23 protein-coding genes are annotated in these 24,395 nt (G+C 64.7%); 10 read left to right on the top strand and 13 right to left on the bottom strand.

The features are described 5' to 3' along the window. The first annotated feature begins 21 nt into the window (after positions 1 to 21). Positions 22 to 453, top strand: a complete 432-nt coding sequence (locus ELY13_RS01965; protein WP_420897411.1) for a DUF4112 domain-containing protein — start codon at positions 22 to 24, stop codon at positions 451 to 453. A 15-nt stretch (positions 454 to 468) separates the two neighbouring features. On the opposite strand, the gene ELY13_RS01960 is transcribed toward ELY13_RS01965, so the two are convergent. Beyond that, on the bottom strand, positions 469 to 1,077 hold the full coding sequence (locus ELY13_RS01960) for an HNH endonuclease (RefSeq protein ID WP_126172176.1): 609 nt from the start codon (positions 1,075 to 1,077) through the stop codon (positions 469 to 471). Between the two features lie 123 nt (positions 1,078 to 1,200). Between ELY13_RS01960 and gluQRS the strand changes: the two genes are divergently transcribed. The 4 genes from gluQRS to ELY13_RS01940 are packed head-to-tail and all read left to right on the top strand — an operon-like array spanning position 1,201 to position 3,269. Next, complete coding sequence (gene gluQRS, locus ELY13_RS01955; RefSeq protein ID WP_126172175.1) at positions 1,201 to 2,052, top strand: tRNA glutamyl-Q(34) synthetase GluQRS; 852 nt, start codon at positions 1,201 to 1,203, stop codon at positions 2,050 to 2,052. After that, positions 2,049 to 2,276: an HIG1 domain-containing protein gene (locus ELY13_RS01950; RefSeq protein WP_126172174.1), complete on the top strand. Its 228-nt coding sequence runs from the start codon at positions 2,049 to 2,051 to the stop codon at positions 2,274 to 2,276. The genes gluQRS and ELY13_RS01950 overlap by 4 nt, the downstream gene beginning before the upstream one ends. Positions 2,277 to 2,281: 5 nt before the next feature. Continuing rightward, positions 2,282 to 2,866, top strand: a complete 585-nt coding sequence (locus ELY13_RS01945) for a cob(I)yrinic acid a,c-diamide adenosyltransferase (protein ID WP_126172173.1) — start codon at positions 2,282 to 2,284, stop codon at positions 2,864 to 2,866. Positions 2,867 to 2,900: 34 nt separating this feature from the next. Then, complete coding sequence (locus ELY13_RS01940; RefSeq protein WP_126172172.1) at positions 2,901 to 3,269, top strand: hypothetical protein; 369 nt, start codon at positions 2,901 to 2,903, stop codon at positions 3,267 to 3,269. A 12-nt stretch (positions 3,270 to 3,281) separates the two neighbouring features. Here ELY13_RS01940 and mutS read toward each other — a convergent pair whose 3' ends face one another. Beyond that, positions 3,282 to 5,900: a DNA mismatch repair protein MutS gene (gene mutS, locus ELY13_RS01935; RefSeq protein ID WP_478212955.1), complete on the bottom strand. Its 2,619-nt coding sequence runs from the start codon at positions 5,898 to 5,900 to the stop codon at positions 3,282 to 3,284. Between the two features lie 112 nt (positions 5,901 to 6,012). On the opposite strand from mutS, the gene ELY13_RS01930 reads away from it, so the two are divergent. Beyond that, positions 6,013 to 8,280 (top strand): NADP-dependent malic enzyme, encoded by a 2,268-nt coding sequence (locus ELY13_RS01930; protein ID WP_126172171.1) that lies wholly within the window; start codon positions 6,013 to 6,015, stop codon positions 8,278 to 8,280. A 10-nt stretch (positions 8,281 to 8,290) separates the two neighbouring features. Here ELY13_RS01930 and rfbA read toward each other — a convergent pair whose 3' ends face one another. From rfbA to ELY13_RS01900, 6 genes are all read right to left on the bottom strand, one after another. Continuing rightward, positions 8,291 to 9,196 carry a glucose-1-phosphate thymidylyltransferase RfbA gene (rfbA, locus tag ELY13_RS01925; protein ID WP_126172170.1) on the bottom strand — a complete coding sequence of 302 codons (906 nt, stop codon included), beginning with the start codon at positions 9,194 to 9,196 and terminating at the stop codon, positions 8,291 to 8,293. Further along, complete coding sequence (rfbD, locus tag ELY13_RS01920) at positions 9,193 to 10,089, bottom strand: dTDP-4-dehydrorhamnose reductase (RefSeq protein ID WP_126172169.1); 897 nt, start codon at positions 10,087 to 10,089, stop codon at positions 9,193 to 9,195. Before rfbD ends, rfbA begins: the two co-directional genes overlap by 4 nt. Positions 10,090 to 10,092: 3 nt before the next feature. Then, positions 10,093 to 11,142, bottom strand: coding sequence for a dTDP-glucose 4,6-dehydratase (rfbB, locus tag ELY13_RS01915; protein ID WP_126172168.1), 1,050 nt, complete (start codon positions 11,140 to 11,142; stop codon positions 10,093 to 10,095). Between the two features lie 22 nt (positions 11,143 to 11,164). Further along, positions 11,165 to 11,728, bottom strand: coding sequence for a dTDP-4-dehydrorhamnose 3,5-epimerase (gene rfbC / locus ELY13_RS01910; RefSeq protein WP_126172167.1), 564 nt, complete (start codon positions 11,726 to 11,728; stop codon positions 11,165 to 11,167). Positions 11,729 to 11,852: 124 nt separating this feature from the next. Then, a complete protein-coding gene (locus tag ELY13_RS01905; RefSeq protein ID WP_126172166.1) occupies positions 11,853 to 12,959 on the bottom strand; it encodes a cell wall hydrolase in 1,107 nt (368 codons plus the stop codon). Between the two features lie 137 nt (positions 12,960 to 13,096). Then, entirely contained in the window at positions 13,097 to 13,324 is a 228-nt protein-coding gene (locus tag ELY13_RS01900; protein ID WP_126172165.1) for a hypothetical protein, read from the bottom strand. A gap of 275 nt (positions 13,325 to 13,599) precedes the next feature. Between ELY13_RS01900 and ELY13_RS01895 the strand changes: the two genes are divergently transcribed. Further along, entirely contained in the window at positions 13,600 to 14,919 is a 1,320-nt protein-coding gene (locus ELY13_RS01895) for a glycosyltransferase (RefSeq protein WP_241233493.1), read from the top strand. Positions 14,920 to 14,927: 8 nt separating this feature from the next. On the opposite strand, the gene ELY13_RS01890 is transcribed toward ELY13_RS01895, so the two are convergent. The 5 genes from ELY13_RS01890 to ELY13_RS01870 form a co-directional block, all read right to left on the bottom strand. Beyond that, positions 14,928 to 15,893, bottom strand: a complete 966-nt coding sequence (locus ELY13_RS01890; protein WP_126172164.1) for a phytanoyl-CoA dioxygenase family protein — start codon at positions 15,891 to 15,893, stop codon at positions 14,928 to 14,930. A 78-nt stretch (positions 15,894 to 15,971) separates the two neighbouring features. Beyond that, positions 15,972 to 16,769, bottom strand: coding sequence for a CpsD/CapB family tyrosine-protein kinase (locus ELY13_RS01885; protein WP_126172163.1), 798 nt, complete (start codon positions 16,767 to 16,769; stop codon positions 15,972 to 15,974). Next, entirely contained in the window at positions 16,766 to 18,238 is a 1,473-nt protein-coding gene (locus ELY13_RS01880) for a GumC family protein (protein ID WP_126172162.1), read from the bottom strand. The genes ELY13_RS01885 and ELY13_RS01880 overlap by 4 nt, the downstream gene beginning before the upstream one ends. Beyond that, complete coding sequence (locus ELY13_RS01875) at positions 18,235 to 19,380, bottom strand: TonB-dependent receptor (protein WP_126172161.1); 1,146 nt, start codon at positions 19,378 to 19,380, stop codon at positions 18,235 to 18,237. Before ELY13_RS01875 ends, ELY13_RS01880 begins: the two co-directional genes overlap by 4 nt. A gap of 1 nt (position 19,381) precedes the next feature. Then, the gene (locus tag ELY13_RS01870; RefSeq protein WP_241233492.1) at positions 19,382 to 20,065 is read right to left on the bottom strand and encodes a polysaccharide biosynthesis/export family protein; all 684 of its coding nucleotides are present in this window, start codon (positions 20,063 to 20,065) and stop codon (positions 19,382 to 19,384) included. A 250-nt stretch (positions 20,066 to 20,315) separates the two neighbouring features. Between ELY13_RS01870 and ELY13_RS01865 the strand changes: the two genes are divergently transcribed. From ELY13_RS01865 to ELY13_RS01855, 3 genes are all read left to right on the top strand, one after another. Further along, entirely contained in the window at positions 20,316 to 21,179 is an 864-nt protein-coding gene (locus ELY13_RS01865; protein WP_126172160.1) for a WecB/TagA/CpsF family glycosyltransferase, read from the top strand. A 100-nt stretch (positions 21,180 to 21,279) separates the two neighbouring features. Further along, a complete protein-coding gene (locus ELY13_RS01860) occupies positions 21,280 to 22,827 on the top strand; it encodes a hypothetical protein (protein WP_126172159.1) in 1,548 nt (515 codons plus the stop codon). Next, complete coding sequence (locus ELY13_RS01855) at positions 22,824 to 24,389, top strand: O-antigen ligase family protein (protein WP_126172158.1); 1,566 nt, start codon at positions 22,824 to 22,826, stop codon at positions 24,387 to 24,389. The genes ELY13_RS01860 and ELY13_RS01855 overlap by 4 nt, the downstream gene beginning before the upstream one ends. Positions 24,390 to 24,395: the final 6 nt, after the last annotated feature.

Here is a 24,395-nt window from a genome sequence, read left to right as displayed (position 1 = left end):
ATGGGAAAGGAGGGCCCGTCGATGGACCCTATGAGGCGCGTTCCGCCTGCTCGTCCAAGGCCAATGGGGCTGGACGTGCCGGTCGGCAACGATCCCGCGGCGATCCGCCAGCGAGTGGAAATGGTAGAACGGGTGCTGGAACGGGGGTTTCGCGTCCCTGGCGTGAACCTGCCGTTCGGCCTCGATGCGGTGCTGGGACTGGTGCCAGTGGTCGGCGATGTGATCTCTGCGGGGCTTGGCGCCTATATCGTGTGGGAAGCCCGCAATCTCGGCTTGCCGAAGTGGAAGCTGCTGCGGATGGCGGGCAACGTCGCCTTCGATACTACAATCGGGGCAATCCCGATCGTCGGCGATGCGTTCGATCTGGTGTTCCGCTCCAACACCCGGAATCTCAAGGTCCTGAAGCGTCATCTCGACAAGCATCACCCGGCCAGCAAGGTGATCGAAGGCTGACCGGACCCGAGGCCGTCAGGCTTCCAGTTCGATGTCCCAATACAGCCAGTCACGCCAGGTTTCGTGGAGATAGTTCGGCGGAAAGCTCTTGCCATGCTGGATCAGCTGCCAGCTCGTCGGGCGGATCGGCGGGACCAGCGGCTGCATGCTGGCTTGTGCCGGCGTGCGCCCACCCTTCTTCATGTTGCACGGTGCGCAGGCGGTTAGAATATTTTCCCAGGTCGTTTTGCCGCCCAACCGGCGCGGAACCACGTGGTCGAACGTCAGCTGATCCGGACTGCCGCAGTACTGGCAGCAGAAACGGTCGCGCAGAAAAACGTTGAATCGGGTAAAAGCGGGAAACTCGCTGGGTCTCACATACTGCCGCAGCGCGATGACCGACGGGATCTTCATGTCGAGCGACGGCGAGTGGACTTGCCGTTCATAGCTGGCGACGATGTCGACTCGTTCCAGGAACACCGCCTTGATCGCGGTCTGCCAGGGCCACAGGCTCAGGGGATAGTAGGACAGCGGCGTGAAATCGGCGTTGAGCACCAGCGCCGGGCAGCTGTCCAGCTTGCGGGTAGGGTCTTCCTCGGCGCTGCGAAACCGGGCTGCCCGTTCAATCAGTTCGGCCTTGAACACGTGGCTCCTCGCTCCCTGATATCGCTTAGGGAACATTTGCAAAGTAAAACGTCAACCCTGTGACAAGCTGCAAGTCACAGGATTATTGCCAGTTCACGGGGAAAACCGCAGGGGACGGCCATTGTGATTGTGACCCGCTTTGCCCCTAGTCCCAACGGACCCCTGCATCTCGGCCATGCCTTTTCAGCCATCGTCGCGCACGATCTGGCGAAAGCGCGGGGCGGACGCTTCCTGCTGCGGATCGAGGATATCGACGGGGAGCGGTCCCGGTCTGAATTGATTGCCGAGTTCCGGGCGGATCTCGCCTGGCTTGGTCTGGAATGGGAGGAAGTGCCGCAGCAATCCTCCCGCCTCGCGGTCTATGCGGCGGCTGCGGAACGGCTAAGAGCGCAAGGCCTGCTTTACCCCTGCACCTGCACCCGGGCGCAGATCGCAGCCTCCGCCCGCAAGATCGGACCCGATGGGCCGCTCTATGCCGGAACCTGCAAGGGACGCCCGCCTGATCCGGCGATGCCGGCGGCCTGGCGGCTCGATGTCGTGGAAGCGCTCCGGCAGACAGGCGCGCTTGGCTGGCTCGATGAACGAGCCGGGCCGCGAGCCGTGCGTCCAGAGCAACTCGCCGACGTGGTCCTGGTCCGCAAGGACAAGTCCACCCCGGCCAGCTATCATCTCGCGGTCACGCTGGACGATGCAGCGGACGGGGTGACACTGGTAACCCGCGGACTCGACCTGTTTTCCGCCACTCCCATCCACCGACTGCTGCAGGAACTGCTCGGCCTTCCAATCCCCGTCTGGCACCACCACCCGGTGCTGCTGGGCGCAGACGGGCGCAAGCTTGCCAAGCGGCGCGGCTCCCCTTCGCTCGCGGCTCTGCGGCAGGCCGGGGAGGACGGGCGCGCGCTGGCGGATTCGTTGCGAGCCGGTCGATTGCCCGCTGGTATTGCCATGGGCGAATCCCTACATATCGAACCATGAACACGTTCCTCGTCATCGTCATCGCCCTGCTGGCGATCATGGTCGTCGTCTCGCTGGTGCGGGGCATCGTCGCCTTTCTCCAGAGCACCAGGCTCGATCTCGAAAACGACGGGGACCGGGCGACCGAGATGCAGCTGAGGCAGAACCAGATGATGTTCGCCCGCATCAAGTACCAGGCGCTCGCCGTCGTGGTGGTCGCCGTCCTGCTGATGTTCAACCGCTAAGCGGCATGGTCCGGCTGAACCGGATCTACACCCGTACGGGGGATGACGGCACGACCGGCCTTGTCGACGGGACTCGGCGCTCCAAGCATTCGCTGCGGATCGAAGCGATCGGCCGGGTGGATGAAGCGAACAGCGCGATCGGCCTGGCGGCAGTGGCGGCCGAGGCGCAGCGGCCTGCGCTGACCCGCATACAGAACGACTTGTTCGATCTTGGCGCGGACATTGCGACGCCCGGCGATGACTTTACCCCGTCCGAGATGGTTTTGCGGATCGTGCCGGCGCAGGTCGAGTGGCTTGAACGGCAGATCGATTCGCTGACTGAACGGCTTGAGCCGCTGCGCAGCTTCATCCTGCCCGGCGGGAATGAAGCGGCGGCGCGCCTGCATGTCGCGCGTGCCTCTGCGCGTCAGGCAGAACGGGCGATGACCGCGCTGGCGGAGGCAGAGCCGGTCAATCCGGCGGCGCTAGCCTACATCAATCGCTTGTCCGATCATCTTTTCGTGCTGGCGCGGGCCGTCAACGCGGCCGGCGAAGGCGACGTACTGTGGCAGCCGGGGGCCAATCGCCCTAACTCCGGGAACGCCGGGTAAGCGCCAAGGGTTGGTTTCCTAAAGGAGACCATCGATGAATCGCCCCAAGGGAAGCCACGAAGAACGCCAGTCCCATCTCGCACCGGAGCTCGACAACTCCGAGCAGGATGACCACCTGAGCCAGGCGCAGGACGTCACCGACGATGCCCGCCAGATCACCCCGGCAACGGACCGCCCGCTTCAGAGCAAAAAGGGGCCCGGCAAGACGGATCTGATGAACGATTCGACCCAGGACATCGTCGACCACATGCGCGACATGAACGAGAGCGGCCGGATCGACATGAGCGCCTACCAAGGCGAGCCGAACATGGACGACAACACGGACAAATATGGTCCGGCGAACAAGCTCGACGATCTGCCGGGCGACGGCGCATCCGGGAAGCCTGCCCGTCCCGCACGCTGATTGCGGGCAAGCCTACTCGTTCGCCAGCGTCTTGAGCTGGTAGAGCCAGTCGAGCGCCTCGCGTGGGCTGAGCGAGTCGATATCCAGTTCCTGCAGCCGGTCCCGCAGGGAATCGCATTGTTCTTCCTGCGCGTGGACGGCTGCGGCGAACAGAGGCAGTTCGCCTAGCCCGGCGGCAAGGCCGCCGGTTTCCGCGCGGCCTTTTTCCAGCCGGTCGAGCACGGCCTTTGCCCGCCCGACCACGTCCTTCGGCACACCGGCAAGCCGGGCCACGGCAAGGCCATAGGAACGGTCGGCTGGTCCTTTCGCCACCTCGTGCAGCAGCACCAGTTCTCCCTTCCATTCCTGCGCGCGAACATGGTGGAGGGACAAGGCATCGCAGGTTTCGGCCAGCCGGTTGAGCTCGTGGTAATGAGTCGCGAACAAGCAGCGGCAGCGCTTCGTCTCGTGCACTGCCTCGACCACGGCCCAGGCGAGCGCGAGCCCGTCATACGTCGATGTCCCGCGCCCGACTTCATCCAGGATCACGAAGCTTCGCTCGGTCGCCTGAGAGAGGATCGCGGCTGTCTCGACCATCTCGACCATGAAGGTCGATTGCCCGCGCGCAAGGTTGTCGCTCGCGCCCACGCGGCTGAACAACCGGTCGACAAGGCCGATCGTGGCGCTGGCGGCGGGCACGAACGATCCAGCTTGCGCGAGCACGACCGCCAGCGCGTTCTGCCGCAGGAAAGTCGACTTGCCGCCCATGTTGGGGCCGCCGATCAGCCACAACCGGTCCTCGGGCGAAAGTCGGCAATCGTTGCCGACGAACCGCGCGCCGCCGGTTCCTCCCTTGACCCCACCTTTGGCCAATGCCGCCTCGACCACTGGATGGCGGCCATCGGCGATTTCCAGCCGGCGCTCCTCGACGATCTCGGGACGGCACCACCCGCCTTCCGCCGCCCGCTCCGCATGGCTCAACGACACGTCGATCCGCGCCAGCGCGGCGGCGGTGGCGGCGATCGCTTGCCGGGCGCGGGTGACGGCACCGACCAGATCCTCGAAATGCGCTTCTTCCGCCGCCTGAGCATGAGCACCGGCTTCCGTGATCCGACTGGCCTCCTCGTGCAGGTGCAAGGAGTTGAACCGGACCGCGTTCGCCATCGTCTGGCGATGCGTGAAACCGCTGTCCGCCGCCATCAGCCGGTCGGCGTGCTTGCTCGGCACTTCGATGAAATAGCCGAGCACGTTGTTGTGCCGGATCTTGAGCGGAGGCGTGCGGGTCTCCTTGCGATACTTCGCTTCGAGCGCAGCAATGGCACGGCGAGAACTGGCCGAGATCGACCGCAGCTCATCCAGCGCGGCATCGTACCCTTGCGCGATGAAGCCGCTGCATTCGGTCGGAGGCGAAGGGACCAGGGCGTGGCTCAGCAAGTCGACCAGCGCGCCGTGACCGGCAAGGGAAGGAAGCGTGGCGGTGAGCAGGGCAGGGCAATCCGGCTTGCCGCGCAAGTAGTCGTGCATCCGCCGCGCCAGCCCCAATCCGTCCCGCAGCTGACCAAGATCGCGCGGGCTTCCCCGGGCGGCAACGATGCGGCCCAAGGCCCGGCCGACGTCGGCAAGCTGGCGCAGCATCTCGCGCAGATCACCGCGCAGCAGCGGATCGTTGTGCAGCCACTCGACGAGGGCGAGCCGCTCCTCGATCCCCGCCTTGTCCGCTAAAGGCGCGGCCAGATCTTCGGCCAGTTGCCGGGCACCCGCGGCAGTCATGCAGCGGTCGATGGTCGCCAGCAGGCTACCCGTGCGGCCGCCTTGCTGCGATTGGGTGATCTCCAGGCTGCCTCTGGTCGCTTCGTCCATCAGCAGCTGACCCGAGCCGCTATGGATCACCGGAGGAAGCAGCAGCGGCAACTTGCCGCGCCCGACATGGTCGAGATATGCGATCAGGCCACCCGCCGCGGCCAGCATCGGGCGGGTGAAGGCGCCGAACGCATCCAGCGTGGCAACCCCGTGGATGCGCTGCAATTCGGTTGCCCCAGCGTCGCTGGAAAAGCCGCCGCGTGGGCGCGGAATTGCCTCCAGAGGCATACTTTCCAGATCTTCGGGGGCGACGACCTCGCTCGCACCGATGCGCGCCAGCACCGCGCCCAATTCCTCCGGCGCGCATTCCTCCAGTTCCATCCGGCCAGTCGAGATGTCGCAGGCCGCGATGCCGAAGGTGCCGCGCACTTCGCAGATCGCCGCAAGCATGTTGGCGCGGCGGGGCTCGAGCAGGGCTTCCTCGGTCAAGGTCCCGGCGGTGACGAAGCGAACGATCGCGCGGGCGACCAGCGCTTTCGACCCGCCGCGCTTCTTCGCTTCTTCCGGGGTTTCCACTTGTTCGGCGATGGCTACCCGGCAGCCTGCCCGGATAAGCCGAGCAAGGTAGCTTTCCGCCGAATGGACCGGCACCCCGCACATCGGGATCGGTTCGCCCGCGTGTTCGCCCCGGCTGGTCAGCGCGATATCCAGCACCCTGCTTGCGTGCCTGGCATCGTCGAAGAACAACTCGAAGAAATCGCCCATGCGGTAGAACAGCAGGCAGTCGCCCGCTTCCTGTTTCAGGGCGAGGTACTGTGCCAGCATCGGGCTGGGGGCGGTGCTTTTGGCCATCGCGCACGGGCTTAGCGATGCCGGGCCCGATTCGGAAAGCGGTCTGGGAAAGCTTTCCCCTGTCGTTTCGCCTCGCGCTCGGTTAGAGGACGTGACGAACAGGAGAAGATGCTTGGCCGACGACGAACCCGTCAGCTTCACCACTCGCGAAGCGCTGTTGTACCACCAGGGAATTAGGCCCGGGAAGATCGAGATCGTCGCCTCCAAGCCGGTGGCGACCCAACGCGATCTCAGCCTCGCCTATTCCCCAGGCGTGGCCGCCCCGGTGGAAGCCATCGCCGCCGATCCTTCGAAAGCCGCCAACTACACCGCCCGGTCCAATCTCGTTGCGGTGATTTCCAACGGCACGGCGATCCTGGGGCTCGGCAATCTCGGCGCGCTTGCCTCAAAGCCAGTGATGGAAGGCAAGGCGGTGCTGTTCAAGCGCTTTGCCGATGTCGATGCGATGGATATCGAGCTCGCGACCGAGGACCCGGAAGCCTTCGTCAACGCCGTCGCGCTGATGGAGCCGACCTTCGGGGGGATCAACCTTGAAGACATCAAGGCCCCTGAATGCTTCATCATCGAAGCCGCCCTGCGCGAACGGATGAAGATCCCGGTCATGCACGACGACCAGCACGGTACGGCGATCATCACCGCGGCCGGGCTGATCAACGCCTGCCACCTGACGGGCCGCTCCCTGGCCGACGTGCGGGTGGTGGTAAATGGTGCGGGAGCGGCGGCAATCGCCTGCACCGCGCTGATCAAGGCGATGGGCGTCGCGCACGACCACGTCACCATGTGCGACCGCGACGGCGTGATCTATCGCGGGCGCGAACAAGGCATGGATCAGTGGAAGAGCGCGCACGCGATCGACACCGACGCGCGCACCTTGGCGGAGGCGCTGGACGGGGCGGACATCTTCCTCGGGCTTTCGGCGGCGCATGCGCTCAAGCCCGAATGGGTGAAGAACATGGCGGAACGGCCGATCATCTTCGCGATGGCCAATCCGATACCGGAAATCCTTCCCGAAGATGCAAGGGCGGTGAAAGCCGACGCGATCATCGCCACCGGGCGATCCGATTACCCGAACCAGGTCAACAACGTCCTCGGCTTCCCGTTCATTTTCCGTGGGGCTCTCGACGTTCAGGCGACCACGATCAACGAGGAAATGAAGATCGCCGCGGCGCACGCGATCGCTGAACTGGCGCGCGACCGGGTGCCGGAAGAAGTCTCCGCCGCCTATGGCGGGGAAAGCAAGCAGTTCGGGCGCGACTACATCATTCCTGCGCCGTTCGATCCGCGCCTGATGGACGTCGTCTCCGCCGCTGTCGCCAAGGCCGCGATGGATTCGGGCGTCGCCCAGCGCCCGATCGAGGATTTTGCCGCCTACCGCTTGTCGCTGCGTTCCCGGCTCAATCCGACGACCGCGATCCTGACCCAGGCCTATGAGCAGACGCGGCAGTCGCCGAAGCGAGTCGTGTTCGCCGAAGCCGAGCAGGAAATCGTGTTGCGTGCGGCGATCCAGTTCCGCGACGGCGGCCACGGCAAACCGATTCTGGTCGGCCGGACCGAAGTCGTCCTGCGCAAGCTGGGAGAGCTCGGCGTCGACGACCCGGAAAGCTTCGAACTGCAGAACTCCGAAGTCTCGGACCTTCGGCAGGAGATGTTCGAATACCTTTACCAGCGGCTTCAGCGGCGGGGTTTCCTCGAACGGGATATCTGGCGGCTGGTCAACCGCGATCGGAACATCTTCGGCTCCGCGATGCTCGCGCTGGGGAAAGCCGATGCGATGATTACCGGGGTCACCCGGCCCTATTCCCAGACCATGCGCGAAGTGCGCCTGGTGCTCGATCCCAAGCCGGACCACGTGCCGTTCGGCATTCATCTGCTGATCGGAAAGAACCACACGAGCTTCATCGCCGATACCACGGTCAACGAACGGCCGACCGCCGAGGAACTGGCCCACATTGCGGAGCAGACTGCGATGGTGGCGCGGCGCCTGGGGCATGAACCGCGCGTTGCCTTCCTGTCCTATTCGACGTTCGGCAACCCGTCCGGCAAGTGGCTGGAGAACATCCGCGAGGCGGTGCAGATTCTCGATGAGCGGCAGCCTAACTTCGAATACGAAGGGGAAATGGCGCCCGATGCCGCGCTCAACCCGCGCGTGATGGAAAAGTATCCGTTCAGCCGGCTTTCCGGACCGGCGAACGTGCTGGTGATGCCGGGGCTGCAATCCGCAAATCTTTCGGCCAAGCTGCTGCGGGAACTCGGCGGCAACGCGGTAATCGGCCCGATGCTGCTGGGGATGGGCCAGCCGGTCCAAATCGCGGCGATGAGCTCCAGCGCGTCCGATTTGCTGACCCTTGCGGTGCTCGCTGCGGCAGGCGTGGTGAGCTAGGCCGCGTCCGTCAGGCAGCCGAGGCAATCGCGCGAATGTCGGCCATGCCGCCTTGCCCGGCGATCATCGCCAGGTACTGGCCGTAGGCGGACTTGCCGAACCGGGCGATGGCACGCGCCATTTCCCCTTCCCCGATGAAGCCTTGCCGGAAGGCGATTTCTTCGGGGCAGGCGATCTTGAACGCCTGCCGCTTTTCCAGTGTTCGCACGAACTCGGAAGCTTCCACCATGCTTTCGGGCGTTCCGGTGTCGAGCCAGGCATAGCCGCGCCCCATTTGCTCGACGTTCAGTTGCCCGGACGCCAGATAAGCCCGGTTTACATCCGTGATCTCCAGCTCGCCGCGCGCCGAGGGGCGCAGGTCGGCCGCGATGTCCACTATCTGCTGGTCATAGAAGTACAGGCCGGTCACCGCCCAGTTCGAACGCGGGTGAAGCGGCTTCTCCTCGATGGAGACGGCCCGTGAATCGGTGTCGAATTCAACGACTCCGTACCGTTCCGGATCGTTGACGTGATAGGCGAAAACGGTTGCCCCTTCCGATCGCTGGGCAGCCCGGCAAAGAAGGTCTGTGATCCCGTGGCCGTAGAACAGGTTGTCTCCCAGGATCAGGGCTGAGTTGGAACCGTGTACGAAGTCCGCGCCGATGATGTAGGCCTGGGCCAGTCCGTCCGGACGGGGCTGGACCGCGTATGCGATCGAGACGCCCCACTGGCTGCCGTCGCCCAGCAGCGCCTGAAAGCTCGGGATGTCGCGCGCGGTGGAGATCAGCAGAATCTCGCGAATTCCGGCCAGCATCAACGTCGAAATCGGATAGTAGATCATCGGCTTGTCGTAGATCGGCATCAGCTGCTTGGATGTGACCAGCGTCATTGGATGGAGGCGAGTCCCCGATCCGCCCGCGAGGATGATTCCCTTCATGCCGGTTGTTCCTGTGTCTGGAGTTCATCGACGATGTCGCGCACGGCATCGCGCCACGGGCGCGGGACAATCCCGAAGTCCTGTGTGATGCGGCTGGTCTCCAGCCGCGAATTGGCCGGGCGTGCTGCCCGGGTCGGATAATCCTGGGTCTCGATCGGGTTCACTTCGGGAACGCGCCGGCCCTGCAGGGCCGCATCATCGAAGATCGCGCAGGCCAGTTCATGCCAGGATGCCGATCCGGCGCCGGCAAAGTGATAAATGCCGCATGGCGCGGACGGATCATCGATCAGCCGCTGACAGATCTGGCGTATCGCCTTGGCGATGTCGCTGGCGGACGTGGGGCAGCCCACCTGGTCCGCGACCACGCTCAGCTGCTTTCGCGTGTCTGCGAGACGGAGCATCGTCTTGAGGAAGTTTGTCCGGTGAACGCTCAGCACCCAGGCCGTCCGCAACACCACGGCGCGCGGGTGCGCGGCACGAACCGCCAGCTCCCCGGCCAGCTTGCTCGCGCCGTAGGCATTACGCGGGCAGACCGGATCATCCTCCCGGTAAGGACGATCCAGCCGGCCATCGAAGACATAATCGGTCGAAAGCTGGACGAAGGGGATCCGGGCACGGGCAGCGGCTTCCGCTAGCAGGGCCGGGCCCTGGGCGTTGACCCGGAAGGCTTCGGCGACGGCGTCTTCGGCAGCATCAACGGCGGTCCAGGCGGCGCAGTTGACGATGCAGCCCCAGTCCGTTCCGGCGACGTATTCGGCGATGCTCTCGGGGTTGCACAAGTCGAGCCGGTCTCGCCCGGGAAATACGGCGACAAGACCAGATGGCCAGGACAGGCGTTGCAGTTCGCGCCCGATCTGTCCCTCACCGCCGGTAACGAGGACGGAGCGCGCCATCACTCAGGCCACCAGTCCCAAGCGCTGGGTGGCGTTGCGCGAGAGAAGGGGTGCCCACCACCTCTGGTTTTCCAGATACCAGCGGACCGTCAGGACGATCCCCTGATCGAAACCGACTTGCGGTGTCCAGCCGAGCTGGTTGCGCAGCTTGGTCGCGTCGATGGCATAGCGCTGATCGTGACCGGGCCTGTCGTGCACGAACGTGATCAGGTCGCGGTGGCTTCCTTTCGGCAGGGCCTTCAGGCTGTCGAGCGTGGAGCAGATCGTCTCCACCACATCGATGTTCCGGCGCTCGGCATTGCCGCCGATGATGTACGTTTCGCCGGGGGCGCCTTCTTCGAACACCCGGCGCAGCGCACGGGCGTGGTCTTCGACATAGAGCCAGTCCCGAACATTGCTGCCGTTGCCGTAGACCGGCAAGGTATCCCCCGCGAGAGCGCGCAGGATCGTCAGAGGAATGAGCTTTTCGGGGAAATGGTAGGGACCGTAGTTGTTGGAGCAATTGGTCACCAGCACCGGTAGCCCATAGGTGTGCCACCAGGCCTGGACCAGGTGATCGGAAGATGCCTTTGAGGCGGAATAGGGCGAACGCGGATCGTACGGCGTGGCCTCGGTGAACCGCCCTTCATCCTCCAGTGAACCGAAGACCTCGTCCGTTGAGACGTGGTGAAAACGAAATGCCGCCCTGCTTGCCGCGTCGAGCCCGCGCCAATAGCCGAGCGCGGCCTGAAGCAGCGTGAAAGTGCCGATCACGTTTGTCCATATGAAGTCCGCGGGCCCGTCTATGGATCGGTCCACGTGGCTTTCGGCGGCCAGGTGCACGATCACGTCGGGGCGGAAATCGGCCAGCACTGCATCGACCAGCCCACGGTCGCACACGTCACCGCGGACGAAGCGATAGCGGTCGCTGTTCGACACCGGTTCCAGCGACTGGAGCGTACCGGCGTAGGTCAGCTTGTCGAAGTTCAGGACACGGTGCTTGGTTTCAGAGATGAGATGGCGGATCAGGGCCGATCCGATGAAGCCCGCGCCGCCCGTTACGAAAACTCTCATGCTGTCATCCTTGAATGGGCGATCAGGCGGGAATCATGTCCTGAGGCGCGTCTTCGCAGTAAAAGGGGCTGTGAAAGTCGCGCAGATCAGGAAGCAGCGCATCCTTGGCCGAAAGCACCGGAGCGCGTCCGCCAAGTGGCCATTCGATCCCGATATCCGGGCAGTTCCACGCCAGTCCGCTCTCGCAGTCGGGCGCGTAGTAATCGGACACCTTGTAGGCGACTTCCGTGTCTGGCTCGATCGTGATGAAGGCGTGACCATAGCCTTGTGGGATGAAGAGCTGGTCCCCGTTGGCAGCGCTGAGTTCCCAGGCCTCGTACTTCCCGTAAGTCGGGGAGCCGATCCGCAAGTCGACGGCATAATCGATGATGCGGCCCCGAACACAGCGAACCAGCTTGGCCTGTGCATGGGGCGGCTTTTGAAAGTGGATGCCGCGTATGGTACCGGCGTCGGCGGAATAACTGTGGTTGTCCTGCACGAATGCGCATTCGACCCCGTATTCGCGCCAGCGTCGCTCGACCCAGGTTTCGCGGAACCATCCGCGATCGTCGTCATGTCGGCGGGTGCTGATCAAGGCTGTCGGCATGGACGGTCTCCTGGAGCCGGATGAAGGGAGGGGGCAGAACTCGCGCCTTGCACGGGGCGCGGCGCTACGCGCCGGGGAGAGGTGCTTGGTGGCATCGCCAGCGCCCGCGTGGCCGCAGGGCTGATCAGGCACCGCGGCGCAGGCATTGGCCCGGATCCTCCCTTGGAAATTCGGTACAGTTCCACTGAGCCCGGCTGACTTGGGAATTGTCCCGCCTCATGAAGGTAAAGGAGATCGCATCGACCGAACTGCCTGGTATTGGCAGTGCATGAGCCTGGCGTGCCGGATCGGTCCAGCCAATCAAACGGCACTGGTCCAGCCCGGCGCACTTCTGCTGCGCGAGACGCAGAAAGCTGTCGGGACCGGCACTTGCCGACAAGGTGACCAGGAAGACGCCGGGCCCGGGCGCGCTTGGCTCGTCGGGCAAGGTTTCCTGCAATGGACGGGACGGTGGCGGCGAAGGCGAAGGTGGCACCGCGAACAGCTGTGTCCCGGGGCTTGTCAGGACCGCCGGAGAATGGAGGTTTGCGATTTCCGCAAGCTCGGGTGCGGCGGCATGGACCGGGGACAGCCGCGCAAGCGCCCTGACGTTCGCTTCCCGCCCCGCATGGGTCGCGCTGAAGATGCGCGGCTCCCCCTGCGATCCGCGCCAGCGAAAGAACAAGTGCGTCCGGACCGCGGCGACCTTGTCCATTTCACGGCTCCAGGCCGGCATTACCCAGTCGGTGTGATAATGGGTCGCTTGCCCCACGGATGGTTCAACCCGGCCGAACAGCATTTCTCCGGCAACCAGCCGGGCTTCCTGCCAGGCTTCGGCCGAAGGCGTGCGGCGGTTCAGCGACCCGTCGCACGTGAAAGTGAACTGGCATCCGGTGACCCGTTCGGACCCCTGAAACACGACCCCGCAGACGGTGTCCGGAAAGGCAGGATGCCGCACGCGATTGAGCACGACTTGCGCCACGGCGCGCTGGTCCTGCGCTCCGCGTCCCGCCTCGTAATAGCTCGCCGCGGCCAGGCAATCGATCGCCCGCTCCATGTCTTCAAACCCGCCGCCAAGGCGGAAGGGCTCGGCAAGCGGCAACTCCCCGGAGGCGAAGGGAACTGCGGCGTTGATGGTGCGCACCGCCTGCGCTTCCGCTTCGATCGGCTGGTACGCGAATTGTCCGGTATCCGGCGCAGCGCCCGCAGGTATCGGCCCCGCAAGGACGCGGGATTGGATCCTTGCGGGCATTTTTTCGCCGGCAGCATGGCTGGCAAGCGTGATCGCAGGCAGGCCGATCGCAAGAATGGCCAGCCCGGTCAGGCGCCTGAATTCAGGCTTCCGCAGCCAAGGCCATCGCCGTGCAGGACAAGAAAGCCGCGGCACGATCACGGAGCGTCCGGGGCGGGGCGCAGGTGACTTTCCCGGTGGGGGCCGTCGGCGGAAAGGGCACGGAACGCGGAAACGTGTTCCGGCTGCGGCATCGGGAGGGCCATGCGCTGTCCGTAACCTTCGCGATGCGCGATGGTGCCAAAGGGCGAGGACTCGTCCTTCTTCGCGTCGATCGGCATTCCGAGCCACAGACGCATCGGAGAATGGCAGGCGGGACAGTTCATGCGAGCGTTTCCTTGCGCGCCGATCCTGCGAGCCCAGCGGCCCGGTTGCTATTCGCAAAAAACGGACCCGGATCCGGGAGAAGGGACTTGGCTGGACTGTTATTGCCGGTCCCGGGCGCAGCCCTTCCATCCAGCCAGATCCGTGCGCTCCACAGCTGACGTCGCACATCGTCTGTCCAAGCCGTCCAGGGACCGCGACCGAATAGTCCACCAGCTAGATTTCCTTGGGAAAAGTCGGACTGCCGCCGGTGCGCGCGCTCCTCCATACTGCGCGCATGAACCGGATCTTGGCTCTCATGCCGCCACCCTCGGCCCATAGGCGGCAAACGCCTGCCGCTTTCCCGGCAGCCCCCGACAACTCAGGGCCGGATCCCTGGGCAAGGCAAGGCAATGCCGAAAAGCGCGTCGCCTATTTCACCAACGCCTACCCAAAGATCAGCCACAGCTTCATCCGGACGGAAATTGCCGCGCTGGAGCGGCAGGGTTTTACCGTCAGCCGCTTTACCGTCCGCCGTTCGACAGAAAGCTTCAGCGATCCGGGAGACGTGGCGGAAGCGCGCCGCACGGCGGCGCTGCTGGATGGCGGCATCCTCCGGCTCGTCTCGGCCGCGGCCGCGTCTTTCGCGGCGCGGCCGGTCATGTCGGGAAAGGCACTGTGGCTCTCGCTCCGCACCGGCGGGCCTGGCAACCGGCTGCGCGCCTGTGCCTATTTCGCCGAAGCCGCCATCCTGTCGCACCATTTGCGCAAGGCAGGAATACGGCACATCCATGCCCACTTCGGCACCAACCCGGCTGCCGTCGCCCGGCTGGTTTCGCGGCTGGCGCCCGTGACCTACAGCTTCACGGTTCACGGGCCGGATGAATTCGACGCTCCGCTCGTTCTCGATCTTCCCGGAAAGATCGCCGAAGCCGCATTCGTGGCGGGGGTTTCCAGCTTTGGCCGCAGTCAATTGATGCGCTGGTCGGACCCGCAACACTGGAGCAACATTCATGTGGTCCGTTGCGCTGCCGCGCCGGTTTTCCAGCAAGAGGCCTCCGAAAACAGGGAAGGGCTGGAATCCGTCCGGCTGCTGTGCGTGGCGCGGCTCAGCCCCCAAAAGGGGCTGCCCTTGCTGATTGAAGCCGTCGCACAAGTCGCCGCCAGGCGCCCGATCGAACTGGAGATCTTCGGCGACGGCGAAGGCCGCGCCGCAATCGAGGCGCAGATCGCCCGGCTCGGGATTGCTGGAAACGTGCGGCTGCTCGGCTGGGGGACGCCGGCGGATATCCGTCGCAAGCTTGGGGAGGTGCGGGCGCTGGTGCTGCCCAGCTTTGCGGAGGGACTCCCGGTGGTGTTGATGGAGGCGCTGGCGCTCCGCAGGCCCGTGATCACGTGCGCGGTGGCGGGGATTCCAGAACTCGTGGATGCGCAAGTCGGCTGGCTGGTGCCGTCTGGCTCCGTCGAAGCGCTGGTCGAAGCTCTCGACAACGCACTGGATGCGCCGCTGGGCAAATTGCAGGCCATGGGTGAACAGGGCCGGGACCGGGTGCGCACAATGCACGATCCGGACACCAACGCGGCAGGACTTTGCGCCCTGCTGGCCCCACTGGTCTGATCCGGCAGTCAGAGAACTGCCGGAGGAACCAGGCGAAGGATGCCGGGAATGTTCTGCCGCCACAGCGCCGCCTTGCGCTGGCGGGTGGGCAAGCGCTGCGCCATCTGCGCGATATCGCCTCGCGTAAGGCCGGTCCGCTCACACAGAAAGGGGTGGCGCGGCGGGCTTGAGAAGTAGCTGTAGAACAAGGCTGCGCGGTCGCGGCGGGTCGCGGGCTTTCCGCGGTGGTAGAACCGGGCGGTGTCGCTGAAGATCACGGTTCCGCGCGGACCTTCGCAGCTCACGATCCCCTCTTCGTAGGATGCGCCCAGGCGGCGTTCCAGTTCGGCGCCGTCCGCCAGTTCATAACGGAAGCCGTCGCGGTCGTTCTGCAAGGTGTCATGCCGGCTGATGTGCTCGAAAGGGCCCCCGTCTCCGTCGACGTCGTGGAGATAGACCGCGACCTTCAGCATGCGCCGGTCTTCCCAGTCGCGGTGCCACTTGCGGGTGGAAACTTCCCGTCCGTCCGCGACGGTGTAGTTGATCGCCACCCCGTCATACGCCGCGGGAAGGCCAAGGTAGGCTTCCGCGATGTCGAGCAGGCGATCGTGCAGCCCCCAGCGATAGATCGCCGGGTTGCGAACGATCTGTTCGGGGGGAACAATGACGAAGTCGCGTCCGGCTTTCACCAGCGAGCGCGCTGTCGGTGCAAACGCTTCCGCCAGTCTCCCGGCCGTCCCGAGCAACGCTTCGGAGCCGGGCAACTGCAGCGACGCCAGCGATGTCATGAATACGCCCGCGGTATCCAGCGCCGATACAATCTCGCGGTCCAGCCCGGCAAGCCGGGGAATATCTGGTTCGTGGCGATGAAGCGCGTTCTCGTGCAGCCTGCCCAGCCACATGCGAAGGTGCCGCTGGTTGAACAGCTTCAGGGTCGTGCGAGCCGGAAGGTTCCGCAGCCAAAGGGAACGCTCGTCAGCAGTGGGACGGTACATGCGGCTGATTCCTAAGGTCTCGGGGTGGCACGGCAGCCCCGGTCGAGCACATCGGTGCGGGCAGGCACCCTTGTCCGATCAGGCGGCTGGTTCTGCGGCCGGGGTGAAGTTCTTGCTGCTGTAGTAGCAGCCGTAGTCCACCCTCGGGGCCGGGCTTGAGATCGACATGTTGAGGACCGAGCCGATTACGGGGGTCGGGCTGAGTGCACTGACCACATCAAGCAAGCCGCGTTTGCGAGTCCGCGCCTCCTGCGCGACGAGCAGAAACCCGTCGACGGCCCGGGCGATCAGCACGAGATCGTCGGTCATGATCGCCGGGGGTGTGTCGACGATGCAGATCGGGCGACCCTCTGCCGCACAGGACAGCCGCAGCGCGTTGGCAAGACGAGTCGAGTTCAGCAGGGTTTCAGCATCGTGGCGACGCTTCCGCACGCGGTGGATGCCGAGGTCGAAGCCTTCGATCTGCACACGCGTTTCGCACCAGCCTGTCTCGCCTGCCAGATAATCGTCCACCCCTGGCGGGGACGAAGGAAGCCCAAGGCGCTGGCCCACCGAGGGCTGCCGCATGTCCAGTTCGACAAGGACTGTCGGATGAATCCGGCTCAAGGCTGCGGCGAGATTGACGGCGACGTGGGTTTTGCCGTTGCGCGGTTCGCCCGAGGTTACAGCGAAGATTCGCTGCCCGGTAGCCTGCGCGTGGTTGAGCAGCGCGGAGCGAATTTGGAAGAACGACTGGGCGTTTTCATCCATCGGCTCGAAGCCGACGATCCGGTTGGCGGCCAGAGTTCCCCGATCGAGGGCAAGGGATGTTCTGGCTGAACCTCCGGGCCCCCGGCCAAGGAGGTGGACCTTCGTCATTTCGATTTCAGGGCTCATCGGATTGCTCCCCCGGCAGCTAAGGTAGTGTGGCTTCGCGTTCCTGAGCCGGTCCGGCGGAAGAGGGACAGCAGGCCCGGCTTGCGCGCGAACGGGACTACGCCAAAAGTCGGAACCTTGAGGGCTCCCGCGAGCGTCTGCTCTCCGTGGATCGTGCCGCCGAGCAGTTCGAAAGCCAGGATCAGGAACACGCCCATTGCTGCGCCGCCAAGAAGGCCGGCGATCAGCAGCACGACCGGCTTCGGCCCCAACGGCTCCAGCGGAAGGCTGGGCTGGTCGACAATGCTGAACCGCTCCCCCTTGTCTTCGGACTGGAGATTGGCGGCCACCTGCGCGTCGAGCTGCTTTTCGCGCAGGGAATCGTATTGCCGCTTCAGGTTGTCGTACTCGCGCTCAATCATGTTGAGTTCGTAAGCCGCCTGGGGCGCCTGCGCCGCGCGCTGATCAAGATCGGTCATCATGCGGACCAGTTCGGCGCGTCGACTGGCGAGAACCTGGATCCGCTCGCGCCCGGCGGCAATCTCGCCCTCCAGCAGGTTCGAGGCCCGCGGCTGAGGCATCTGGCGCAGGAGCTCGCGCTGCCGTTCCACTTCGGCTCGCGCAGCCTGCAACTCGGGAAAATCTTCCGCGTAGACGGAGGAGAGGCGGGCGAGACGGTCCTGGGCTGCCCGCAAACTGTCGATCCCTGCGGGCGGAGCTTGCGCCAGTTCATGCTCCTGCGCCGCAAGGAGGCTGTTCTGCTGGAGCAATCCCTGCGTTTCGGCGTCCGTTCGGGAAATCTCGGCCCGCAGGGCAGAGCTGGATTGCGCGCTCAGCGCCACATTGCCGGGCAAGGCACCGGCGTAGCGTGCCTCCACATCGCGGCGCTTGTCCTCCAGAACCGCAAGTTGCCGCCGCAATTCGTCGGAACGCCGTTCAAGGAAGGCCGCGGTTCCCAGCGCCTGTTCCGTGCGAAAGCGCTTATCCTCGACCAGAAAAAGGTGCGTCAGCTGCTCGGTTACGTCCTGCGCCTTGAGCGGATCGTCGTAATCGAAGGAAAGCGTGAAGGCGATGGTGCTTCCTCCGCCCTGGCCTTGATCGGCGCCGACTAGGTCCACGCCGATCGCGTCCCGCATCAGGTCAAGCACATGCGGGAAATCGAGGTTTGTCCGCTCGACCGGGTAAAGGCCGTTGCGTCCGATCAGATCGGCCAGACTATCCCGGCTGACGATCTGCTGGCGGATCTTGGCAATCCGCTCGTCAGCGATGTCGGTCAGCGGGGAAGCCACGAGGCTGGTCGGGATCTGCGGCGAATCGATCAACAAGGTGGCCGCCGACCGGTAGACAGGCTTCTGCCACCAGACCGCACCACCTGCCGCAAGAACGCCCAGCACCATCGGCACGATCACCCAGTGCCAGTGGCGGCGAAGCATCGCGATGATCTCACGCGGATAGATGCCGAGGCTGTCCGGGTCCGTTAGCGCATTCATCGGCGGGGCTCCCTCAAGGTAAGGCCGACATGGACGACCACCGAGCCGGCCCTGTCTCCGGCCAGCAGGTTCCGGCGCAGGTAATCCACCCCGCTTCGCAGGGAGAACCGGCGGCTGACCCGGTGTTCGTAATCGGTGGAAAGCTGGAGCACTTCGGCGCGGCCGGGCACGCCCGGCAAAGGAGCCCTCCGGTAATCCGCGCTAGCCGCGAGCGTCCCGTTTTCCGAGATGCGCCGCCTCAGCGTCGCGCCGACCGATGTCTCGCGCTGAAGATTGCCGAAACCGCTGATGACGGAGCGGATGGCAGCGGTCAGGCACACGGCCATGTGTTCAGGTTCGTAGCAGATGCCCCCGCTGCCGCTCAGGCGAGCAGGGGTTTCCCGGCGCACACTGTCGAGGCCGGTCCGGTTTTCCTGGTCTATCCCTACGCTCGCCTGCGCCCGCCAGGTACCGGCCAGGCGGCGCGTAGCCGTGAGGCGGAAAGCCTTGATCGTGGGATCGTCTCCCAGTTCGGAACGCGTCGTGATGACTTGTCCCCGGACACCGACTGCCAGAAGGGGGCTGACCCGCTTCTCCGCACCGATCGAAAAGTCGAAAGCGCTGGTGCCGATCAGAATGGGGGAATCGATTGCATCGGTCCGGAGCCACGCGACCGAACCGACCACAGATGTCGTCTCGTTCGGATTCCAGGTAAGTGTCTGCCTTGCTTGGATGTTTTCCCGCAAGCTTACCGGATCGATCGCCACGTCGATGCTGTCGGCCAAGGCATCGGTCGGGAGGATCCGCTCGTAAGAAGCATCGGTGCGCAGCCAAAGGTATTCGCTGCGACGGTGCTGCAGCGTGCCGGTGGCTTGTCCCGTCACGAAATTGCCGTAGCGGCGGCTGTACTGCCGGAACCCGAGACTCCCTTCAGCCGTGGCCGTGGTGCCGGGGCCGATTGGCCAGGTAAGGTCCGGCCGCACCACGATTTCGCCGCCGGGCGTGATCCCCGGGTCCTCAGACAGCAGGAAGGGGTTGCTTGCGCTGAAGGCGTTCACGTCAACCTCCAGCCCCAGCTGCGGCTGGGCCCGCACGGCGGCCGGAGCCAGTGCGGCAGAAAAGGCCGCCAGTATCTGAAGGCCGAACGTTCCAACGGCAGCCAACTCACGGAACGACAAGGACGTCACCGCTCGACAGCATGGGAAGCGCTTCGTTCAACGCTCCTGCATCGAGGGCGCGCCCGCCTTTCAGCAGCTTTTTCAGATTCACCGGCTCGACCACTTGGCCGCGCGGTGTCTGCCGCAGGATCACGGCGTGCTTCACATCGGCAAATTCGGCAGTCCCGCCCGCCATGCTGAGCGCCTGGAGAATGTTCGGGGAGGTGCCGCTGGTGTAGCTGCCGGGCGTCCTGACCTTGCCCACGACGTAGAAGCGCATCCCAGTGGCGTCTCGCACGGAAACCGTGACGTCGGGCGGAGTGGACCGATAGTTGACCGCGATGCGTTCCCGGATTTCCGCCGCGATATCGGTGACGTTGCGGCCGCTGGCCTTGATCGAGCCGGCCAGCGGGAACGCGAAGGTGCCGTCCGGCTGGACCCGCACCAGACGCTGCATCCGTTCCTCTCCCCAGACGAACACGTCCAGATCGTCTCCGGCGTTGACAGTGTAGCGGGCGGGGGCGGCGAGCATCCCGGGTGCCGTTTCCGTTGCTTGCTGGGCCTGCGCCGCCAAGGGCACCGCGGGGAACAGCGCTGCCAGCAAGATCGCAAGAGCCTGGGCGATTGCGGCATGCGCGCCGCCGCCATCGAGACAGCGGCGCCCCCTTAAGGATCGGAAACAAAAGGGCACGGGACCTCCTCGACATCTGGCCGGCAGACGTTTCCGGCTCTTGCGAGGAGCTTATCCGCAGTCGGATATTGCGGGCATTGTTCAATTGGTGCCCCGTCTAGGGAGGTATGAGAATTCGGAGTGCGGATGAATGACTTGTGCCGTATTAAAAAACAGGTTGGGTCTATTTATAACTGTGAACGGTGGAAGTAGTTAAGCAAACTGACGGGCAAAGATCTCCGTGACACATTCGGGTCAGGAGAGATGCGCTATGACAGGCTACACTTATCGGTCCGATGAAGATCGTTCTGCCGCTCATGCTGCCCCGAAGCCACTGGAGGCCGAGCCCGCGTCGGAAGGGGCGGACAACGTCGACTTTCTTGAACTGCCTTTCGCCCCGCTGGACATGAGTACCGTGGTGCAATCGATCGTCTTGCGGCCGATCGATGCCGCGTTCACCTATGTCGTCACGCCCAATGTCGATCACGTCGTACGGCTGCAGCGAAGCCGCTCGGACTTGTGGCCGGCCTATCGCGGGGCATGGATGGTCTTGTGCGACAGCCGGATACTTCACATGCTGGCGCGGGTTGCCGGCTCCGACTTGCCGGTCGTGCCCGGCAGCGACTTGACCGTTCGGTTGTTCGAGGAGGGGATCGGGAACGATGACCCCGTGGCCATCCTGGGTGGCCGGGCGGACATGGTGGCTGCCGTCGCGGACCGCTATGGCCTGCGCAACGTCCGGCATTACGATCCCCCGATGGGCTTCATCAAGGATGCCCGGGAAGTCGCGCGCGCCGTACGCTTCCTGGTGGAGGCGAAGGCGCGGTACTCGTTTCTCGCAGTCGGATCGCCCCAGCAGGAAATCATCGCCCATCGCGTAGCGCTGACGGGCTCCGCTTGCGGCATCGGGTTCTGTGTCGGAGCAAGTCTGGACTTCCTCAGCGGTGAACAGGACCGCGCGCCGCTGATGATGCAGCATCTGGCGCTGGAATGGCTCTACCGGCTCGCTTCCGATCCCCGGCGGATGTGGCGGCGCTATCTGATCGATGGCCCGCAGATCTTCCTGATCCACCAGGCCTGGCGCCGAAGCATGGACCATCCCGGCAAGCCAACGGACCGTTCTGCGGCGTCGTGACGGGCTGCGGGCATCGACGCTCCGAAAACTGCCAATGCCCTGGCGCGCCGGGTCTCGGTAGAACGGGAGCTCGAGGGGCCTGGGGATGAAGGAGCGGGGCGTGAAAAAGCAGTTTCCGCCAGCTTCGATTGCGGCGATCGGCATGGCTGCGGCGCTGGCGGGCCTGCTCGCCTTCGCGCCTCCCGGGCGGGAGGTGTCGTTGCGGTACGCGGGTCCAACGGCTCGGCTCCCTCAGCCCGGGGAAACGATCGTCGGGATCAATCTTTTCGGGCTGGCGCCGTTCAACCGGCAGCAGGTGTTCAGCAACCTCGTGACGCAAAGCGAGTGGTTCTCGTCGAAGGGGCAGGGCTGGACGGCAATGCCCGCCTCCCAGCTCGATCGGTTGGGCTGGGTGCGGTACCTGGAGCCCGGTCAGACCGCGCCGCGTCCCCTGATCCTCCCGCCGGCACCTTTCAAGCCAATCGTCGTGCGGTGCGACTTTCAAGGCAGCGGAGAACTTACCGCCGGAGGCGTGGCGCATGTGCGGGATAGCGGGGAGCAGTCGCTCACGCTCGATCTCGTACCCGCAGGTACCGGGGGAGAGGGCGCCTGGATCGAACTCGTGCGCACCGATCCTGCCGACCCGGTTCGCGCCATCGACTGCCGGGAGGCGGATCGGCCGACCAGCGAGCGCTTCCACCCGGAATTCCTCTCGTTCCTTGAAGGCTTCCGGGTAATCCGTTTCCTCGACTGGCAGCGGATCAACGACAACGCGGCAGTCCGCTGGTCGACCCGGACCTTGCCGGAAAGCGGTTCCCAGGCCGGACCGGCAGGCGCTTCGATCGAGGACATGGTGGATCTCGCCAACGCCTTGGACGCGGATCCATGGTTTCAGATACCCTACCGTGCGGACGACACGTACATTCGGAAATTTGCTCACCTGGTGCACGAGCGGATCGACCCGGCGCGGACCGTCTACGTGGAGCTTGGCAACGAAGTCTGGAACGACATGTTCGCTGCCGCCCAGCAAGCGGAACGCGAAGGACTGTCCCTGGGCCTGGGCGACGGCGACCCGACCCGCGCGCAGATGATCCGGTATGCCGACAAGCATGCCCACGCCATGCGGATCTGGACCGAAGCGTTCGCTGACCGGCCGCAAAGGCTTGTCCGGGTTGCCGCAAGCCAGAACGCCTGGCCCGATCTGGCGGAGATCGTCCTCGGGCATGAGGACACAGCCGCCTGGACCGACGCACTGGCGACCGCGCCCTATCTTTGGCTCGATCTGAATGGATACGAGGTGCGGGACGTAGACCGCGTCTTTGCGGCCATGCCAGGCGCGCTTGATGAAACATTCGCGTTCGCCGCCCGCAATCGCGCCATCGCGGCTCGCTACGGGAAGCGGTACATCGCCTACGAAGGTGGGCAGCATCTGGTGACTCCGGACTTGGCACTGGCACGCGCACTGCAGCGCGATCCCCGTATGGAAGAAGTCTATGCGCGCTATCTCGGCCGCTGGGAGGATCAGGTCGGCGACACCCTGACGCTCTATGCATCGACCGCCCCAATCGCGGACTACGGATCCTGGGGATTGCGGGAGTACGCGGGGCAGCCGGAAAACGAAACGCCCAAGCTGCGGGCGGTCACTCGCTTCCGGAAGGCAGCCCGATGAACCGGGCCGCGGTTCCCGTCCTGTGCGCTGTCTTCGGCTTCTTCGCGATGCTGGTCCAGTTTTACGCGGATTTGCGCGCTGGGCCGTACGTCGCTGTTGTGAGCTCTACCGCCGTCTGTCTTTTCCTGTTTTGCCTGAAGCAGCAGTACAGGCAAGCGATGGCAGTGCAGAGCCTGACAATTGCGTTTGCGATGCCGCTTGTCGCCTGGTCCCTCTCGAACGTCTGGGCTCTCTATCTTGTGATGGGGCTCTGGGTGCCGCTGATGGCAGGCCGGTTCGATCGCATCGCTCCGGTCTACCTGCTCAGTTTCCTGCTGCTCCCCTCACTCGACACCGAGGCTGTGATCGGGGGGGTGAAGCTGTTCAACTTCGGGGTTCTGGACGCACTTGCGATCGGCGCGGCGCTTGCGATCTACTGCAATCCGGCCAAGGGACGTGCCTTGCTGCAGAGCGATGTCTGGGTCTGCGTCCTGCTCCTGACGTTCGGTGCCGCGCTCTCGCGCGAGACGAGCCTGACGCACTTCCTGCGTACTTCGGTCAATATCGTATTCGACTTCGGCCTGCCTTACTACGTTCTCAGCCGGGGGCTGCGGAGCATCGAGGAACTGCGCGCCGCAATGCGGTGGCTGGCTTGCGGAGGAGTAATCCTCTCAGCCATCCTGGTCTTCGAGGTCTCGCGCGCCTGGGCGATCTACAGAGAACTGTATGCCCTCTATGAGTTGCCGACCCTGATACTCATCAAGTCACGCGGCGGCCTGCTTCGAGCCGGAGGTCCTTTCGTAGAGCCGACTTCCATCGCGATGATCATGGCAATATGCCTGGTTGCGCTGTGGCTGCTGCGCGACCAGTTCCGCTCAAGGCTGCATTTCTACGGTCTGGCGGCAGTCATCTTTATCGGCTTGTCCGCCCCGCAATCGCGCGGCGCGTGGATCGGCTGCTTCTTTGCCCTTGCAGTCTCCGACATCTTCCTGGGCCGCTATGCCGCGCTTGCCCGGAAGGTTCTGGTTGTCGCGGCGGGCGTGACCGTTGTCTTCACTGCGGCGCAGTTTTCTCCTTATCTCTCGGAATCGGTCGGCTTGTCCGGGCATTCAAGCGAGACGTCGGATTATCGCCGCGAACTGCTGCGGCGTGGTCTGGAAGAATTCTGGGGTAGTCCGCTCATCGGGTATTCGACAGCGGAACTCGAGGTGCGGCTTGAAGACATGCGGCAAGGCGAAGGGATCATCGATTATGTGAACACCTATGTCTGGATTGGCCTGATCGCGGGGCCGGTCGGTCTGGCGGCCTTCTTCGGGACTTTCCTCCACTTCCTCAGGCGCATCAGGCGGATGAGCGCAGCGGCTGAGGATCGGCAAACCGCCCAGACCGCAGCTTTCGCGTTCTCCTATCTGGCGATGCTGCTGGAAATGCTGTTCTTCACCTCGTTCGGCGAAAGACCGGCCTTCCTCACGTTCGGACTGTTGGGATTTGCCGCTGCACTTCTGTCGATCCGGCGGCCTGTTCCGGTTGTTGCACCTGTCCCCGAAGTGCCCCGGGGAGCTGTCCTGGTTGCCGGAACCTGATGCGGC

Source organism: Altericroceibacterium xinjiangense (genome assembly GCF_003958635.1).
Classification (GTDB): Bacteria; Pseudomonadota; Alphaproteobacteria; order Sphingomonadales; family Sphingomonadaceae; genus Altericroceibacterium_A; species Altericroceibacterium_A xinjiangense.
The sequence above is the reverse complement of the archived record's forward strand: the minus strand, read 5'-3'. Positions and strand labels throughout refer to the sequence as shown.

Coding starts and splice junctions, on each gene's coding strand:
- ELY13_RS01880 (WP_126172162.1), bottom strand. CDS start 18,238: ATGAATGCGCTAACGGACCCGGACAGCCTCGGCATCTATCCGCGTGAG.
- mutS (WP_478212955.1), bottom strand. CDS start 5,900: ATGGCCAAAAGCACCGCCCCCAGCCCGATGCTGGCACAGTACCTCGCC.
- ELY13_RS01895 (WP_241233493.1), top strand. CDS start 13,600: ATGAACCGGATCTTGGCTCTCATGCCGCCACCCTCGGCCCATAGGCGG.
- ELY13_RS01865 (WP_126172160.1), top strand. CDS start 20,316: ATGACAGGCTACACTTATCGGTCCGATGAAGATCGTTCTGCCGCTCAT.
- ELY13_RS01890 (WP_126172164.1), bottom strand. CDS start 15,893: ATGTACCGTCCCACTGCTGACGAGCGTTCCCTTTGGCTGCGGAACCTT.
- rfbC (WP_126172167.1), bottom strand. CDS start 11,728: ATGCCGACAGCCTTGATCAGCACCCGCCGACATGACGACGATCGCGGA.
- ELY13_RS01950 (WP_126172174.1), top strand. CDS start 2,049: ATGAACACGTTCCTCGTCATCGTCATCGCCCTGCTGGCGATCATGGTC.
- ELY13_RS01885 (WP_126172163.1), bottom strand. CDS start 16,769: ATGAGCCCTGAAATCGAAATGACGAAGGTCCACCTCCTTGGCCGGGGG.
- ELY13_RS01905 (WP_126172166.1), bottom strand. CDS start 12,959: ATGCCCGCAAGGATCCAATCCCGCGTCCTTGCGGGGCCGATACCTGCG.
- ELY13_RS01965 (WP_420897411.1), top strand. CDS start 22: ATGGACCCTATGAGGCGCGTTCCGCCTGCTCGTCCAAGGCCAATGGGG.
- ELY13_RS01945 (WP_126172173.1), top strand. CDS start 2,282: ATGGTCCGGCTGAACCGGATCTACACCCGTACGGGGGATGACGGCACG.
- ELY13_RS01855 (WP_126172158.1), top strand. CDS start 22,824: ATGAACCGGGCCGCGGTTCCCGTCCTGTGCGCTGTCTTCGGCTTCTTC.
- rfbD (WP_126172169.1), bottom strand. CDS start 10,089: ATGGCGCGCTCCGTCCTCGTTACCGGCGGTGAGGGACAGATCGGGCGC.
- rfbB (WP_126172168.1), bottom strand. CDS start 11,142: ATGAGAGTTTTCGTAACGGGCGGCGCGGGCTTCATCGGATCGGCCCTG.
- ELY13_RS01900 (WP_126172165.1), bottom strand. CDS start 13,324: ATGAACTGTCCCGCCTGCCATTCTCCGATGCGTCTGTGGCTCGGAATG.
- ELY13_RS01940 (WP_126172172.1), top strand. CDS start 2,901: ATGAATCGCCCCAAGGGAAGCCACGAAGAACGCCAGTCCCATCTCGCA.
- rfbA (WP_126172170.1), bottom strand. CDS start 9,196: ATGAAGGGAATCATCCTCGCGGGCGGATCGGGGACTCGCCTCCATCCA.